The sequence below is a fragment of the Enterococcus gallinarum NBRC 100675 genome, assembly GCF_001544275.1.
Classification (GTDB): Bacteria; Bacillota; Bacilli; order Lactobacillales; family Enterococcaceae; genus Enterococcus_D; species Enterococcus_D gallinarum.
In genome coordinates this window covers 1-14,886 of the sequence record NZ_BCQE01000048.1, presented here as the reverse complement: position 1 = coordinate 14,886, position 14,886 = coordinate 1, and the positions used below count along the sequence as shown (strand labels likewise).

Here is a 14,886-nt window from a genome sequence, read left to right as displayed (position 1 = left end):
GATTGGTTACACCGACTTAAATGAAAACTATTGGCAGCAACATTTAATTGGTGCTGGACGAATAAAACAATAAGAAATGAGGACAATTCATGAAAATTCATATTGAACACAAACCTAAAAAAGAAAAAGCAAACAGACAAAAGAAAGTCAAAACCATCCACTTGGGCACTCACAAAAAGAGTGTCCTTTTCTTGTGGCTGTTATTGATTGGTAGCTTTAGTTTTGGCCTGTATAAAAACTTTACCGCTATTGATACACACACGATTCATGAGACAACAGTCATTGAACCTGTGCTTGTGGATACCCATGCGATTGAGAGTTTTACTCTTAATTTCATTCAAGAATATTATTCTTGGGAAAATAACAAAGAAGCCATTGAGCAACGACCTGAACGAATCAATCGTTACCTGACTTCGGAATTACAAGAATTGAATGTAGATACAATTCGGACCGATATTCCCACGAGCTCTTCTGTCAGTGATTGTAAAATTTGGCAGATACAATCCATTGATGAACAGAATTTTGTAGTAGTTTATACGGTCAAGCAACAAATTAAAGAAGGCGAAGAAACGAAAAATGTGGCTTCTACCTATCGAATCACGATTCATCAAGATAAGAATAACAATCTAGTTATTACAAGTAATCCAACCGTCTGGGCAGCACCGAATCCCTCTGAATTTCAACCAGATACACTTGTAAACGATAATAATATTGATGAACAAACGAAGCTAGAAATTCTCGATTTTTTAGAAACTTTCTTTAAGTTGTATCCCAATGCTACTAAGAATGAATTGGATTATTATATGATGGAAGATGTTTTACCAATAATCAGTCAAAACTTTATTTACTCTGAGTTGGTGAATCCAATTATTCAGAAGAAAGAGAAACAGTATCTAGTAAAAATAGCCGTTCGATATTTAGACAATGAAACAAAGATTGAAAATATTTCCCAATACCAATTAACTTTAGAGAAGAAGGATAACTGGAAAATAATAATGAATGAATAAAGAATATTAAGATGAAAACAATACTTGAATATTTAGTATAAGCAAAAAAAATTGTATGTCACTATAGCAAACTTATAATGATTTAGCATAAATAATCCAAAATATAGCGTGAAATCAACCTTCTATGAGAAGTATAAGCAAATTCACCTTTATTCTAACTTATAACTATTTTCATTACATTACTTAAAAAGGTCTCTCCAATTTTTTCCAAATAAACAGTATAACTTTTAATGATATTTTCCAAGTCAAACTTAATATTAACAATTCAAAACTATTGGAACCACTGCAAAATATTTTGTTAAGCAGTATATATTTCAAAAATTATACGTAATATATTTGTAGAAAGGTTGTGGAGAGTTGTCCTATTGACCTGAAAAGTAATATAATAGCTGGATGAATAAAGAATCCCTTATGAACTTGTAAATCGTTATTAAATCGCTGAATTTTGATAGCCATTCTGAAGAGTTATCTTCAACTACTACACTAACTTCCATTAATTTCTCATTAATTTCCCTTTCGTTCAAAAAATATGGTTGGCTTTACAAGCATTCTATCATATGATAGAATTAAGATAACATTCAAAAGGAGATAATAAAAATGCGGCAAGGTATTCTTAAATAAACTGTCAATTAGATAGCGGGAATAATTAATTAAGCATCCTTATTTAAAATAAGGACTGGTTTTTTGTGCCCAGTTTAAGAATACTTTTATCATTTTATCATAAAGCATCTGTGGCTATCAGTGTGTAGTATACAGCTATTTTTGTATTAAAATCCCAGTGATAAGAGTATTTATCACTGGGATTTTTTCTGCTTTTTGAGCTTTTGAATGGAGGAAATAAAATTGAAAATTATTAATATCGGTATCTTAGCACATGTTGATGCAGGAAAAACTACTTTGACAGAAAGCTTACTATACAGTAGCGGAGCAATTAAAGAGTTAGGAAGTGTAGATAGCGGTACAACGAAAACGGATACTATGTTTTTGGAACGCCAGAGAGGTATTACTATTCAGACCGCAATAACATCTTTTCAACGGGAAAATGTTAAAGTAAATATTGTAGATACTCCTGGACACATGGATTTTTTGGCAGATGTATACCGTTCATTATCTGTTTTGGATGGAGCTATTTTGCTAATCTCTGCAAAAGATGGAGTACAGTCACAAACTCGTATACTATTCCATGCACTTAGAAAGATGAACATACCTATAATATTTTTTATTAACAAAATTGATCAAAATGGAATAAATTTGCCAGATGTTTATCAAGATATTAAGGACAAACTTTCTGACGACATCATAATTAAGCAGACTGTGAATCTAAATTTGAAACCTTATGTAATAGATTATACTGAACCAGAACAATGGGAGACAGTAATTGTGGGAAATGATTATTTATTAGAAAAATATACCATTGGGAAAACATTGAATATTGCAGAACTTGAAAAGGAGGAAAACGAAAGAATTCAAAGTTGCTCCTTATATCCTGTTTATCACGGAAGTGCAAAGAATAATATTGGAATTAAACAACTTATAGAGGTAATTACTAGCAAATTATTTTCACCCACACAACTCAATTCAGATAAACTTTGTGGAAATGTTTTTAAAGTAGAATATTCAGATGATGGTCAACGGCTTGTCTATGTACGTCTTTATAGTGGAACGCTACATTTGCGAGACTCAGTCAATATATCAGAAAAGGAAAAAATAAAAGTTACAGAAATGTATACTTCAATAAATGGAGAATTACGCCAGATAGATAAGGCAGAGCCTGGTGAGATTATTATTTTAAAAAATGAGCTTTTAAAACTAAATAACGTACTTGGAGATAAAAAAAGATTACCACATAGAGAAATTCTTGAGAATCCTCTTCCTATGTTACAAACAACAATTGAACCATGTAAATCAGTACAAAGAGAAAAGTTACTAGATGCACTTTTTGAAATATCCGATAGTGATCCCCTTCTACAATATTATGTAGATACAGTAACTCACGAAATTGTGCTATCTTTTTTAGGTGAGGTCCAAATGGAGGTAACTTGTACTCTGATTCAAGAAAAATATCATATTGAGATAGAAACAAGAAAACCAACTGTCATTTATATGGAAAGACCATTAAAAAAATCTGAATTTACCATTGATATCGAAGTACCTCCAAATCCTTTCTGGGCTTCTATTGGTTTATCTGTAACACCACTTCCTTTGGGTAGTGGCATTCAGTATGAGAGCCTGGTTTCTCTAGGTTATTTAAATCAATCATTTCAAAATGCAGTTATGGAAGGTATACGCTATGGGTGTGAACAAGGATTGTACGGTTGGAAATTAACAGACTGTAAGATCTGTTTTAAGTATGGTCTATATTACAGCCCTGTCAGTACGCCAGCAGATTTCCGAATGCTTGCGCCTATTGTACTAGAGCAGGCTTTTAGAAAGAGTGGTACAGAGTTATTAGAGCCATATCTTAGCTTCGAAATTTATGTACCACAAGAATATCTTTCGAGAGCATATAATGATGCTTCCAAATATTGTGCAAATATTTTAAATACTAAGTTAAAAGGTAACGAGGTCATTCTCATTGGTGAAATTCCAGCCCGTTGTATTCAAGAGTATCGAAACAGTTTAACTTTCTTTACAAATGGACGCAGTGTCTGTTTAACAGAGTTAAAAGGTTATCAGGTTACTAACATTAAGTCTGCTTTCCAACCACGTCGTCCAAATAATAGAATAGACAAAGTAAGGCATATGTTTAATAAAATCAACTTACATTGATAGTGAACTAAAGAGAAATTTTTAAAATGAATATTGAGTTGTTAATTAGAACAGGAGGATATAGATATTGTAAATACTAGGTGGATACTGTGCCCTATATGTGGCAATAAGACCCGTTTAAAAATGAGGGAAGATACTGAATTAAAAAATTTCCCTCTATTTTGTCCTAAATGCAGACAAGAAATTTTAATTGAAATAACGAAGTTTAGAATAACTGTAATTACAGAGCCAGACGCAAAGACGCAGAGCCGATAATTCGAGATATCAAAATCTCATTTTATCGGCTTTTTCTTTTCTATGCATACCATTGAGCTTAGTTCTTGATATCCTTTATAAGAAAATAAGTGTACTGATTTTTTTTGCAGTAGCTGTATTACAGTAGACATCCCTCAAGCATAAAAAGTATACAATTAAAATTCAATACTTGATTATTGATGAAGTACAGAGTTACTCGTCATTTCAAAACTAGTATATCAGTCAAGTTTTTCCTAAGGAACAAAAACGAACTTCGCTATGGGAATCAAAAATTTTTAGTCGGATGAAGTGATATGCAATAAATCCAGAAAATTTTCCCAACAACAAAAAAATGAACTGTACTTTGCAGCGATAAGAGTAACCAAAGAACTATTTATCATTCGCTCTAGTTCCTAAGTGTAACAAAGATAAATTCATTTTCTATTTATGATTAACAAAAATCAGAAAAAATTCATTACATCTTTGTAATCAATCTTTCCTGATAGTATTAATTAATCCATTGTGTATTATTGAACTAGTTAAATTTACATTTTTCTCCGTAAATTGCTTGAATCACTTTCCCAATCGTCACTAATTCATCTTCATCCAGACAATCCAACTGTGCTTCTACTTGAAGACGTTTGGAGCTTTTATGACTGTTTTCTTCCCCTAAAATAAATCCATCCAAAGAAATATTTAGCAAAGTCACTAAATCATATACAACATGAAAACTTGGCTGTTGTCCTTTATTTTCAATGTTCGTCAAATAGCGTGGCGCAATCTGGATCATTGATCCTACCTGCTCACGAGTCAATCCTTTACTAAGACGGGCTTCTTTAATCGCAAGACCCAATGGTTTGAAATCAAAAGTTCTATGTTTTTTTCTGTCCATCATATATCACCTATCGGCATTATACTGTTCCTATCTAAATGTAAACAGGCCTTATATAAAGCAGTATATAGCTTAAATAAATCCTATTTTTTTCAAATTGCTAAAAGAAAAAAAAATCAGTCTTTTAGCGATTTCTTTCCTATGCACAAAAATATATCTGAGTACACTAAACGACGATTTCTGAATCGTCATTTTTTTATGTGTAAAGCTAAAGACGATGTTTTTGGGAGAATAAACCATGACTCATGACAGCATCCATTGGATTTATTTACTAAATTTATCAAAAAAATTTTTTCTATTTCAAAGAATCCTTTCGGATTAAAATGTAGTTTCCTGGTTCTATTAAAAGGGAACTATTTGTGTGAATTACTTTGTCCATATCGTCGGATATGGACTTTTTTGTGTTTTTCTAAAAGTTTTTTTCAAAAATTCCGTCATTTCCTCTCTTTACGTCGGGTTATATTACGAAAGGAGATAAATGTTCATTGGAATCATCTTCTTTCTCAACGGGAAAGGAGGTGTGAATGACATGAGTTCTTCCCTGTTCCAAGCTGCCATTGAAATGCAATTTGACTATATTTGTAAACGATCCATTGATGACGAACGTAAGGATTATTTAAAGTCTCTCAGTCGGATATCAAAAAAAGAAGTCGCTTTTTCAGAACTAGATGATTATGTAGTGGAACAGTTTGCTAGTATTGACCAGTATCCATCCGATTTCAGTTACTTTGAATTGGAGGGTGCAGAAATTGCTGTTAAAAGTATGTCTCTAGGAGAAGCATTAGAGCGTTTGCCAAAGAAAAAAAGAAACATTATCTTGTTTTATTACTTTATTGAAATGAATGACGCAGAAATTGCAAATTTGATGGGATTGAGTCGCTCAACGGTAAATGAGCATCGACACAAAGCGTTACATTTGATTCGAAAATTCATGAAGGAGGATGCGCAATGAAGACAACCTATTCCAGAGTCCCCTTTGACGTGATTGTACAGGCAATTGATGGTGATGTGGTGGCAATTAATCAAATCAAAGAACATTTTCGTCCGTATATGATGCAACGCTCTCTCCGGTTTCTGAAAGATGAAGTAGGGCAAAAACATCTGGTGGTAGATGAAGTATTATCTGCTCGTCTTGAAACACGTTTGCTTACAAAAATCTTAGCATTTAAGATTTGATAGCTTCATCCTTCGTGGAGGTGTGGTCAACCTCTCACACTTCCTCGATTGTTTATTATTCCATGAAAGTTTACTGGTTTAAGCAAATTTTCATGGGCTAGTAAGCCACTTGCTCCTTGACAACTAAATAGCATAATTAGATACGTTCAGTTTTAGAAGAAGCGGTGTAAGAAAGTGCGCGATGATTTTCATTTGAAAGGAGCGATACACACTTTGGTTACAGCTTTCATTTTGGGAAAATGGAAGTGCGAGGATCTCTAAGCTGGATAATGATACACCTACCTTGAACGCCTCACCGCATTAGGTAGCTCTCCGCGTATGAGAAGAGATGAAACTTCTGTGGGTCTTCCCAGACCGTCTAATTATGAGTACTACCGATTGTTACAAGGATTTATACACCTGTTACTAAGACCAGATACTGATTTCTGCCTTTGAATTGTTAGATGCAAAATCTGTTAGTTTAATGGCATCGCCCAGATTCATTTTTTCAATGGATCGCTCGCCGCTTTTCCATTTTTTGATGGAACTTAAACTGATACCTGTGTGGTCAGAAAGTTCTTTTGCTGGTTTTTCTTTCAAAATTTTACGAATTAAATGAATGTCTGCGATACCTTGTTTCATAAGGGATTAGCCTCCTTTTCATAGAAAATTTTACCATGCCACTGTAGTGGTTTTCAAGCTTATTTCAAGGGTACTATAGTGGTCTGGCGGAATTTTTGATAGGAGAGAGCCAAAAATACAAAAATAGATAGGTTTTTAAACTTTCTTAAACGAGGTGATGAAATGAAAATTGAAATTTCATTAGAAGACAATAGTGAAATAATCGAAGTTTTAACCGAACAGATACTGCAGCGAATTGAAGAACAATCAACAAAATTTTCTTCTGTCAATGACTTACCACCCTATCCGAATCGTAAGCAAGTCAAAAAAAGATTACGTATTGGAGATGACCGATTAAATCAGTGGATTGCCTCAGGATTAAAAGTCATCCCTTTTGGAAAAGAAGCTCGTTTTGATCGCGATGATATCAAAGATTTCTTACACCACTTAAAAGTTTAAGTTTGACGATTTACGCCAATCCGCCTATGATACCAGTATGGAAGGAGGAAAAACGATTTCCCTTTGATATACTGGCGAATCATTCAAAGGAGAACTCCCATGATTAAAAAATATACAAAAAAGAATGGGTCTACTGCTTATCTGGTTAAAGTCTATTTAGGCGTTGATCCGCTTACTGGAAAGAAGAAAACAACAACCAAGCGAGGGTTCAAAACCCAAAAAGCAGCCAAACAAGAAGTAGCACGTTTACAGTTACTCGCACAAGAATATGATCTTGTCATCGAGTCTAACCGATTGTTTTCGGATATCGCTTTAGAGTGGTTTGAACAATATAAAAATACGGTCAAAGAAAGTACCTATGTTGTTCAAAGAGTCGCATTAAACAAACATATTCTTCCACTATTTGGTGAACGGAGAATTTCTAAAATCTCCATTCCGTATTGTCAGAAACAAGTCAATCATTGGTATTCCTATTACAAAAAGTATTCTAATCTGATTGGTATGACAAACTCCATTTTTCAATACGCCAAAAGCTTACGACTGATTCGTAGAAATCCAATGGAAGGCGTTATTCGACCAAAGAGACAAAAACAAATTGATGAAGAAAAATATACGGCTCCCTTCTATACGAAAGCAGAAGTTCTATACTTCTTGCAAATTGCTAAAAAATATCCTGATCCATTGTACCCAATGTTTCATATTTTAACTTTTACAGGCTTACGTAAAGGTGAATTACTAGCTTTACGATGGAAAGACATTGATTTCAAACGAGGAACCCTTTCTGTTAAGCAAACATTAACGACTGTTGAAGATTGGAAATTAGCTTTCCAAACCCCGAAAACAGAAAAAAGTTTGCGAACTATTTCGATTGATAATCAAACTTTATCAATCTTTCGACAATGTATTCTTAAACAAAAAGCCTTTTTTTTAAAAACAGGTAGAAAACCTGTGGAAAATGGCGCACAACTTCTTTTCACGACAGAAGAAAATAAACCGCATTACCTAGATTTCTTAAATCATAATTTAACTAAAATACTGAAAGAAAATAAGTTAAAGCATATGACTGTTCATGGTTTTCGTCATACGCATTGTAGTTTATTGTTTGAATCAGGAGCTTCTATCAAAGAAGTACAAGTTCGTTTGGGTCATACGGATGTTCGAACTACCATGGATATTTACGCCCATGTGAGTGAACAGAAAAAAGAAGAAACGGCAGATCGTTTTGCTGATTACATGAATAAGTTGCACGAGGAAGAAGATGGGATGGTCAAAAGGATGGTCAAAACGAAAAAAGAGCAGACTCCACCTATAATGAAGTCTGCTAAAAGCTGATAAATCAGCGTTTTTCTTATTCCGCAGCGTTTGCGTCTTTGAGACCGTATTTTTTGTTGAAACGGTCCACACGTCCATCTGCTTGTGTGAATTTTTGACGTCCAGTGTAGAATGGATGTGAATCAGATGTTACTTCGACACGGATCAATGGATACGTGTTGCCATCTTCCCACTCAACAGTTTCTTGTGAATTCTTTGTTGAACCTGATAAGAATTTGAAACCAGTAGTTGAGTCCATGAATACAACTGGATGATAATCTGGATGGATATCTTGTTTCATTTCTTCTTCTCTCCTTTGCCCTGGTCCATTTGCTGTACCAGAGTTGATTTGTCGATTTTACAACATGACTATCTTACCATGTTTCGTTTTTCGATGCAATTATCTTTTTAGATTTCTTTTTGGCCGTTTATCGCCAAAATGTACGTCATGAAAAGCAGACAAGAAATCCGCATTGGTTTTTGTTTTTCTTAAAAACTGTAGGAATTGTTCCGTGAATTCTAATGAGTCACCAGTCATATTATTGCGCAAGCGCCAAGTCTCTTCTAATTGTTCGCTGCTCATCAAGAGCTCTTCTTTTCTGGTACCGGATTTCTTGATATCGATGGCTGGGAAAATACGACGCTCGGCTAAACTGCGAGAGAGCTGCAGTTCCATGTTTCCGGTTCCTTTGAACTCTTCGTAGATAACATCATCCATTCGGCTGCCGGTATCAACTAACGCAGTGGCTAAAATCGTCAGACTGCCACCTTCTTCGATATTCCGAGCAGCTCCGAAAAATTTCTTCGGTTTGTATAATGCGGCTGGATCGATCCCGCCACTCAATGTACGGCCGCTTGGTGGCACGACTAAGTTATAGGCACGCGCTAAACGCGTGATACTATCCATCAGTATCACAACATCACGCTTGTCTTCAACTAAACGCATGGCACGCTCCAAAACCAATTCAGAGACCCGAGTATGGTTGCTAGGCTGCAGATCAAAGGTCGAAGAAACAACATCTCCTTTGACACTTCGTTCCAAATCCGTCACTTCTTCCGGGCGTTCATCAATCAATAAGACGATCAACTCTACATCCGGGTGATTGTCAGTGATCCCGTTAGCGATTTCTTTTAATATACTAGTCTTCCCGGCTTTCGGCGGGGCAACGATCAATCCCCGTTGACCAAAGCCAACCGGCGCCAGCATGTCGATCATCCGTGTTGACAGACGACCAGGGGTAGTTTCCAATTTCAAATGACGATTCGGATAAAGCGGCGTCAATGCAGGGAAGTGCGGTCGTTCTTTTGCTTCTTCCGGATCTTTGCCATTCACAGATTCTACATGCATCAAACCATAATAACGTTCTGACTCTTTTGGCGGTCTCGCTTTCCCCGCTACTTTGTCGCCATTTCGCAAACTGAAGCGGCGAATCTGAGAAGAAGAAATATAGATATCTTCTGCACTGGGGCCATAATTGATTGGACGCAAAAAGCCATAACCTTCCTGTCCAACGATATCAAGGATACCTTCCATATAAAAGAAACCCTGTTTTTCTGCTTGGGCCCGAATAACAGCCAGTGATAATTCTTTTTTGTTCATTTGGCTGTAATAAGGAATTCGAAATTCTTTGGCAAACGTGTAGATTTCTTTTAGCGTTTTGTTCTCCAGTTCTGCCATTGTTAGATAGTCGCTCATAGTTACTCCTCTACCATTTGAATGTCAGCCCCTAAGGCTGTAAGTTTATCGATTATATGATCATATCCCCGTAAAATATATTCGACATTGAAGACTGTGGTGGTTCCCGTAGCCATCAGTCCAGCAATTACTAAACAAGCTCCTGCTCGCAAGTCTGATGCAACGACTTCTGCGCCATGAAGCTGGCTCGGTCCGTTGAGCAAGATCAAATTGCCTTCCGTTGTTGCTTGCGCACCCATCCGTGCAAGTTCTGGTATGTGATTGACACGTTTTGCATAGATTGTATCCAAAATTTCTGACGTGCCATTTGCTTTCAAAAGTAAGGGAGTGATCGGTTGTTGCAAGTCGGTAGCAAAACCAGGGTATGGGTATGTTTTTACATTGGCTGGCTTTAAATCTTTCGATGGATAAACATAGATTTCATCTTCACTGATATCCATGCGCACACCAATTTCTTCTAATTTAGCGATGTAGCTTTCAAGATGCTCATAAATGACATTTTTGATGGTGATTCCTTCACCGGCTGCTGCCGCCAAAGAAAGATAAGTGCCTGCTTCAATCCGATCGGGAATGATCGAATGGCGGCAACCGTGTAATTCTTGGACGCCTTCAATGCGGATCTCGTTGGTGCCTGCCCCACGGATCTTGGCTCCCATGTTGTTCAGCAAAGTTGCCACATCAATGATCTCAGGTTCGCGAGCGGCATTTTCGATGATCGTCTTGCCTTTAGCTTTGACAGCTGCCAACATGACATTGATCGTCGCTCCGATAGATACCATATCCAAGAAAATCCGTTCTCCGGCAAGCCCCGCTTCACTTGTACGCAAATACATCGCACCATGCTCATTCGTAACCGTAGCCCCTAACGCCTCGAATCCCTTGATATGCAGATCGATCGGACGAGGACCTAGGAAACAGCCGCCAGGTAAGCCCACGACTCCTTCACCGAACTTGCCTAACAATGCGCCCATGAAATAATAAGAAGCGCGTAAACTATTGATTTTGCCGCTTGGCATCGGAATCGAAACGATCTCGGTTGGATCGATCGTCAGTGTGTTTTCTTCAAAGTGCGTTTGAACACCCATAATTTCTAAAATTTCAATCAATGAGTGCACGTCTTGAATATCCGGCACCCCTTCTAATACGACAGGAGAATCAGCCAAAATCGCCGCAGGAATCAACGCTACTGCACTATTTTTTGCCCCGCTGATCGTCACTTCTCCTTTTAAGGGACGATTGCCTTGAATGACAATTTTTTTCATCTATATCCACCTATACTTTAGAGTTTGTGTGTATCATGCCAATTTTAGCATAGAACAGACAAAGAAAAAAGCAGGATTTCCCCACAAAAAAAGAACGATCACTTGTGATCGTTCTTTTGAACTGAAAGAATTAAGCTTTACCAGCTGAACCGAACCAGTCAATGTGTTCTTCTGCATCTTTGATGATTGCAGCTTTACCTGGTGCCAATAGTTTACGAGGGTCAAAACCTTTACCTTCTTGGTCTTTACCAGCTTCGATATATTCACGTGTTGCTTTTGCGAATGACAATTGGAATTCAGTATTTACGTTTACTTTAGAAACACCCATTGAAATTGCTTTTTCGATTTGTTCTTGAGGAATACCAGAACCACCGTGTAATACTAAAGGAACATCAGAACCTACAGCATCAGCGATTGCTTGTAAGTGGTCAAAAGCAAGTCCTTGCCAGTTTTCTGGGTATTGTCCATGAATGTTACCAATTCCGCAAGCTAGGTAATCAATACCAGTTGCAACCATTTGTTTACATTCTTCGATGTCTGCTAATTCACCAGCTCCGATGATGCCATCTTCTTCACCACCGATTGAACCAACTTCACATTCAACAGAAACGCCTTTAGCATGTGCTTTTTCAACAACTTCTTTAGCCAATTTCAAGTTTTCTTCGAATGGTAAATGAGAACCATCGAACATAACTGAAGTATAGCCAACTTCGATACATTCCATTGCTGCATCGTAGTCACCATGGTCTAAGTGAATCGCAACTGGAACAGTGATGTTCATTGATTCAACTAGATCACAGATAAGATCTTTAGCAAGTTTGTATCCGCCCATGTATTTTGCAGCACCCATAGAAGTTTGAATAAGAACTGGCGCTTTTTTCGCTTCAGCAGCTTCTAAAATCGCTTGAGTCCATTCTAAGTTATTTGTATTGAATCCACCTACTGCATATCCGCCTTGACGAGCAGCTTTTAAGAATTCAGCTCCTGATACTACTGGCATAAAAAATTCCTCCTAAGTTTTAAAAAACTTTATTTGTTAAGCAATGCTTAACCGACACTGCTATTTTAGCAAACATTTGCAGTATTTGCTACTAAAAGATGTAATTCTCTTTTCAATAAAAGATTGCACAAATTAAAAATTCTTTGCTTTTCATTTTCTTTTCTGAAAAAACTTTGTGAAACTAGCCTCTCGTCTTACATTTGTTTGCATACAATAACAAGAATACTTCTGAAAATTCGAGAAAAAATTCACGAACTTTTTCAACAATTTATCATTTTCCCGCTGACGATATGGATTGCCTATCGGACAAAGAAAGACTATTTGTTTTTGAGCATATGAATAGCTCTTGCAGGTGGAGTATACTATCATGAAAAAAAGGAGGGATAGAATGAAAAAAACAGTAGTGGGATTTATAGCGTTGTTGGGTATATTCTTTTTAGCAAGTTGCGGAGCAAATGGAGCGAGTCAAAAAACCAAGACATTCACGAATGAACAAAACGGAGTTCAAATGGAGTTGGTCTTCAATTACGAAGGTGACGAAGTGAAAAAGCAAACCGCCAACAATATCATGCCTTATTCTTCTGTTGGCGTATCTACGAAAGAGGAAGCAAAACAATTATTGGATCCGATCGCCAAACAGTATCAGGCAATCAAGGGTATCGATTATTCGCTTGATTACGGAGAAGATGCAGCAACCGAATCATTGACGATCGATTACAGTAATTTAGACTACGATGCGGCAAAGCAATTGCCAGGGGTCACATTTGAAGGTGATACTTCAAATGGCATCAGCATGGAACGAACGGAAAAAATGTTACTAGACCAAGGGTATACCTTGAAAAAATAAACTATTCCTTTGAGAAACGAGCGAATGTGGAATGGTCCTAGAAAGATCATCCCTACTGGCCCCTGAAAAAGGGGCTTTTTTAATGAAAACCAGCTTTCCCCCATTTCTTCTTAACGGAAGAAATGGGGGAGCTGTTCTTCGTATGTTTCTTTTGCTTTTTTACTTCTTTGAACGAGTCCATGCATCCCATCCTCTCAAAGAGATAGTGCCATTTGCTTTGGTAATCCACTTTTCTTGCCTGCTCCGTTTTGAGACCAGCTTTTTTTATCTTTTTTCCTAGAAAAATGTTCCACCTGCCATAGACCAAGAAAAGACGTCCACGATTTCACTCGAATCGTCTCATCGTAGACGTCTTTCTTCTTTGATTGTTATTCTTTTGTGTTCAATGAAGAAATATGCTGATCAATCATCTGCTTTAGCCCATTTACTTCTTCATAAAGTAAATTGAACTCTTTGGCCAACTCACTCATAATATCTGCACTCATTAACAAGTCCTCGGCGTGACTCAATAACAACGACATCCAAACTTTATCACCTTGTGCTTCTTGCTGTACCAATTGCCGATGAGCAATATGCGCTTTGTGATAATGACTCTTGCCACTTTCAATCGCAGATAGGGCCTCTTTTGTTTGCTCTTTTCGCATTTGTTGAATACTTTCGAAAAAGCAACTTCTTGCCATCCCAGCTTCGGAAATAATTTGAAAACAAATTTGTTCTTTTTCTTCCATCTTACTCTCCTATCAATTCCAGCGCTTGTTCTAGTGCTTTTTGTCCGTCCATCATACCGTAAGTTCGCATATCAATAGAAGCTGTTGGGCAAGCCACTAACCCTTGAACTTCTGCTAAACGATAAGAAACCTGTGGACCTAATAACACACAATCTGCATCTTTAGCCACACTAGCTACCGATTCGATTGAAAATGCGTCAATCGATACTGGAATAGCTTTTTTTTGAGCTGCTTGTTTCATATTATTTACTAAGACACCAGTAGACATTCCACCAGCACAAACTAAAACGATCTTTTTCATCTTAAATCCCCCACTTAATTTTAATTTATAGGCTGTCAGTACTTGTTATGCTTGCGCAATTTTTCCTTCTTCTGCCAGTGCTGCTTTATCTTGCCAGCGCATGAAAGGAATATAAATCAGCACGCATAACACAAATTGGATCAGCTGAGCGATAATCCCTTGCCAGCCATTCGTTAAGAAACCGCCAAAAATGATTGGAAATCCTGTTGGGATATTGACGCCATTATGATAAGGCATAAAGCCAACAATCGTTAATAAATAAGCTGATAAAACAGAAACAGCTGGTGTTACCATAAGTGGTATCAACATCCTTATGTTCATCACCTGCGGAATCCCAAATTTGATTGGCTCTGAGATTCCAAACATAGAAGGAATCAATCCAATTTTCCCAACAGCTTTGAGCTGTTCTGATTTGCAACTGAAAATGGCTAATAAAGCTACTGCAAAGGAACGAGCGCCGCGATTGTTGAGTATAAAACCAATGGTAAACAAATGTGGCAATGGTTGGCCAGCACTATAGGCAGCCAAGTTGTCTAGCATAGGTTGATAAAAGACCAGCATCAACACTGGATAGACAGCTAATACACCATGGATACCGAAAAAC

At 36.9% G+C, this 14,886-nt stretch carries 18 protein-coding genes; 8 read left to right on the top strand and 10 right to left on the bottom strand.

Annotated elements, in window-relative coordinates; all coding sequences use genetic code 11:
- The first annotated feature begins 89 nt into the window (after positions 1-89).
- Complete coding sequence (locus tag EG2_RS17370; RefSeq protein WP_002405436.1) at positions 90-1,007, top strand: conjugal transfer protein; 918 nt, start codon at positions 90-92, stop codon at positions 1,005-1,007.
- A 718-nt stretch (positions 1,008-1,725) separates the two neighbouring features.
- On the opposite strand, the gene EG2_RS19970 is transcribed toward EG2_RS17370, so the two are convergent.
- A complete protein-coding gene (locus EG2_RS19970) occupies positions 1,726-1,851 on the bottom strand; it encodes a hypothetical protein (protein ID WP_193393255.1) in 126 nt (41 codons plus the stop codon).
- Between EG2_RS19970 and tet(S) the strand changes: the two genes are divergently transcribed.
- Positions 1,836-3,776, top strand: coding sequence for a tetracycline resistance ribosomal protection protein Tet(S) (gene tet(S), locus EG2_RS17365; RefSeq protein WP_002405437.1), 1,941 nt, complete (start codon positions 1,836-1,838; stop codon positions 3,774-3,776). The two genes, EG2_RS19970 and tet(S), sit on opposite strands and share 16 nt — an antisense overlap.
- A gap of 66 nt (positions 3,777-3,842) precedes the next feature.
- A complete protein-coding gene (locus tag EG2_RS18660) occupies positions 3,843-4,031 on the top strand; it encodes a cysteine-rich KTR domain-containing protein (protein ID WP_425531079.1) in 189 nt (62 codons plus the stop codon).
- Between the two features lie 514 nt (positions 4,032-4,545).
- Here the strand turns inward: EG2_RS18660 and EG2_RS17360 are convergent.
- The gene (locus EG2_RS17360; protein ID WP_017370348.1) at positions 4,546-4,902 is read right to left on the bottom strand and encodes a helix-turn-helix domain-containing protein; all 357 of its coding nucleotides are present in this window, start codon (positions 4,900-4,902) and stop codon (positions 4,546-4,548) included.
- A 478-nt stretch (positions 4,903-5,380) separates the two neighbouring features.
- Between EG2_RS17360 and EG2_RS17355 the strand changes: the two genes are divergently transcribed.
- Positions 5,381-5,854: a sigma-70 family RNA polymerase sigma factor gene (locus EG2_RS17355; protein ID WP_002405439.1), complete on the top strand. Its 474-nt coding sequence runs from the start codon at positions 5,381-5,383 to the stop codon at positions 5,852-5,854.
- Positions 5,851-6,078 (top strand): helix-turn-helix domain-containing protein, encoded by a 228-nt coding sequence (locus EG2_RS17350; RefSeq protein WP_002405440.1) that lies wholly within the window; start codon positions 5,851-5,853, stop codon positions 6,076-6,078. The genes EG2_RS17355 and EG2_RS17350 overlap by 4 nt, the downstream gene beginning before the upstream one ends.
- 405 nt (positions 6,079-6,483) lie before the next feature.
- Here EG2_RS17350 and EG2_RS17345 read toward each other — a convergent pair whose 3' ends face one another.
- Positions 6,484-6,699, bottom strand: a complete 216-nt coding sequence (locus tag EG2_RS17345; RefSeq protein WP_002405441.1) for a hypothetical protein — start codon at positions 6,697-6,699, stop codon at positions 6,484-6,486.
- A 162-nt stretch (positions 6,700-6,861) separates the two neighbouring features.
- Here EG2_RS17345 and EG2_RS17340 point away from each other — a divergent pair, with 162 nt between their 5' ends.
- Positions 6,862-7,137, top strand: coding sequence for a hypothetical protein (locus EG2_RS17340; RefSeq protein WP_002405442.1), 276 nt, complete (start codon positions 6,862-6,864; stop codon positions 7,135-7,137).
- Positions 7,138-7,236: 99 nt separating this feature from the next.
- A complete protein-coding gene (locus tag EG2_RS17335) occupies positions 7,237-8,469 on the top strand; it encodes a site-specific integrase (protein ID WP_060815585.1) in 1,233 nt (410 codons plus the stop codon).
- 16 nt (positions 8,470-8,485) lie between these two features.
- Here the strand turns inward: EG2_RS17335 and EG2_RS17330 are convergent, their stop codons facing one another.
- The 4 genes from EG2_RS17330 to EG2_RS17315 all read right to left on the bottom strand — a co-directional run bounded on the left by EG2_RS17330 (position 8,486) and on the right by EG2_RS17315 (position 12,406).
- Positions 8,486-8,749 (bottom strand): type B 50S ribosomal protein L31, encoded by a 264-nt coding sequence (locus EG2_RS17330; RefSeq protein WP_005228304.1) that lies wholly within the window; start codon positions 8,747-8,749, stop codon positions 8,486-8,488.
- 99 nt (positions 8,750-8,848) lie between these two features.
- Positions 8,849-10,144: a transcription termination factor Rho gene (gene rho, locus EG2_RS17325; RefSeq protein ID WP_003127377.1), complete on the bottom strand. Its 1,296-nt coding sequence runs from the start codon at positions 10,142-10,144 to the stop codon at positions 8,849-8,851.
- Between the two features lie 2 nt (positions 10,145-10,146).
- Positions 10,147-11,406 (bottom strand): UDP-N-acetylglucosamine 1-carboxyvinyltransferase, encoded by a 1,260-nt coding sequence (locus tag EG2_RS17320; protein ID WP_003127375.1) that lies wholly within the window; start codon positions 11,404-11,406, stop codon positions 10,147-10,149.
- A 130-nt stretch (positions 11,407-11,536) separates the two neighbouring features.
- A complete protein-coding gene (locus EG2_RS17315; protein ID WP_003127374.1) occupies positions 11,537-12,406 on the bottom strand; it encodes a class II fructose-bisphosphate aldolase in 870 nt (289 codons plus the stop codon).
- A gap of 388 nt (positions 12,407-12,794) precedes the next feature.
- Here EG2_RS17315 and EG2_RS17310 point away from each other — a divergent pair, with 388 nt between their 5' ends.
- Positions 12,795-13,253 carry a YehR family lipoprotein gene (locus tag EG2_RS17310; RefSeq protein ID WP_003127373.1) on the top strand — a complete coding sequence of 153 codons (459 nt, stop codon included), beginning with the start codon at positions 12,795-12,797 and terminating at the stop codon, positions 13,251-13,253.
- A 368-nt stretch (positions 13,254-13,621) separates the two neighbouring features.
- On the opposite strand, the gene EG2_RS17300 is transcribed toward EG2_RS17310, so the two are convergent.
- The 3 genes from EG2_RS17300 to EG2_RS17290 all read right to left on the bottom strand — a co-directional run.
- Complete coding sequence (locus EG2_RS17300) at positions 13,622-13,981, bottom strand: PTS lactose/cellobiose transporter subunit IIA (protein WP_003127372.1); 360 nt, start codon at positions 13,979-13,981, stop codon at positions 13,622-13,624.
- A 1-nt stretch (position 13,982) separates the two neighbouring features.
- A complete protein-coding gene (locus EG2_RS17295) occupies positions 13,983-14,282 on the bottom strand; it encodes a PTS sugar transporter subunit IIB (RefSeq protein WP_003127371.1) in 300 nt (99 codons plus the stop codon).
- Between the two features lie 45 nt (positions 14,283-14,327).
- A partial coding sequence (locus EG2_RS17290; RefSeq protein ID WP_169793143.1) for a PTS transporter subunit EIIC occupies positions 14,328-14,886 on the bottom strand: 559 nt, incomplete at its 5' end.

What these genes read in the sequence shown, in the direction of transcription:
- EG2_RS17370 (WP_002405436.1), top strand. Translation starts at nt 90, where the DNA reads ATGAAAATTCATATTGAACACAAACCTAAAAAAGAAAAAGCAAACAGA.
- EG2_RS17360 (WP_017370348.1), bottom strand. Translation starts at nt 4,902, where the DNA reads ATGGACAGAAAAAAACATAGAACTTTTGATTTCAAACCATTGGGTCTT.
- EG2_RS17355 (WP_002405439.1), top strand. Translation starts at nt 5,381, where the DNA reads ATGTTCATTGGAATCATCTTCTTTCTCAACGGGAAAGGAGGTGTGAAT.
- EG2_RS17350 (WP_002405440.1), top strand. Translation starts at nt 5,851, where the DNA reads ATGAAGACAACCTATTCCAGAGTCCCCTTTGACGTGATTGTACAGGCA.
- EG2_RS17345 (WP_002405441.1), bottom strand. Translation starts at nt 6,699, where the DNA reads ATGAAACAAGGTATCGCAGACATTCATTTAATTCGTAAAATTTTGAAA.
- EG2_RS17340 (WP_002405442.1), top strand. Translation starts at nt 6,862, where the DNA reads ATGAAAATTGAAATTTCATTAGAAGACAATAGTGAAATAATCGAAGTT.
- EG2_RS17335 (WP_060815585.1), top strand. Translation starts at nt 7,237, where the DNA reads ATGATTAAAAAATATACAAAAAAGAATGGGTCTACTGCTTATCTGGTT.
- EG2_RS17330 (WP_005228304.1), bottom strand. Translation starts at nt 8,749, where the DNA reads ATGAAACAAGATATCCATCCAGATTATCATCCAGTTGTATTCATGGAC.
- rho (WP_003127377.1), bottom strand. Translation starts at nt 10,144, where the DNA reads ATGAGCGACTATCTAACAATGGCAGAACTGGAGAACAAAACGCTAAAA.
- EG2_RS17320 (WP_003127375.1), bottom strand. Translation starts at nt 11,406, where the DNA reads ATGAAAAAAATTGTCATTCAAGGCAATCGTCCCTTAAAAGGAGAAGTG.
- EG2_RS17315 (WP_003127374.1), bottom strand. Translation starts at nt 12,406, where the DNA reads ATGCCAGTAGTATCAGGAGCTGAATTCTTAAAAGCTGCTCGTCAAGGC.
- EG2_RS17310 (WP_003127373.1), top strand. Translation starts at nt 12,795, where the DNA reads ATGAAAAAAACAGTAGTGGGATTTATAGCGTTGTTGGGTATATTCTTT.
- EG2_RS17300 (WP_003127372.1), bottom strand. Translation starts at nt 13,981, where the DNA reads ATGGAAGAAAAAGAACAAATTTGTTTTCAAATTATTTCCGAAGCTGGG.
- EG2_RS17295 (WP_003127371.1), bottom strand. Translation starts at nt 14,282, where the DNA reads ATGAAAAAGATCGTTTTAGTTTGTGCTGGTGGAATGTCTACTGGTGTC.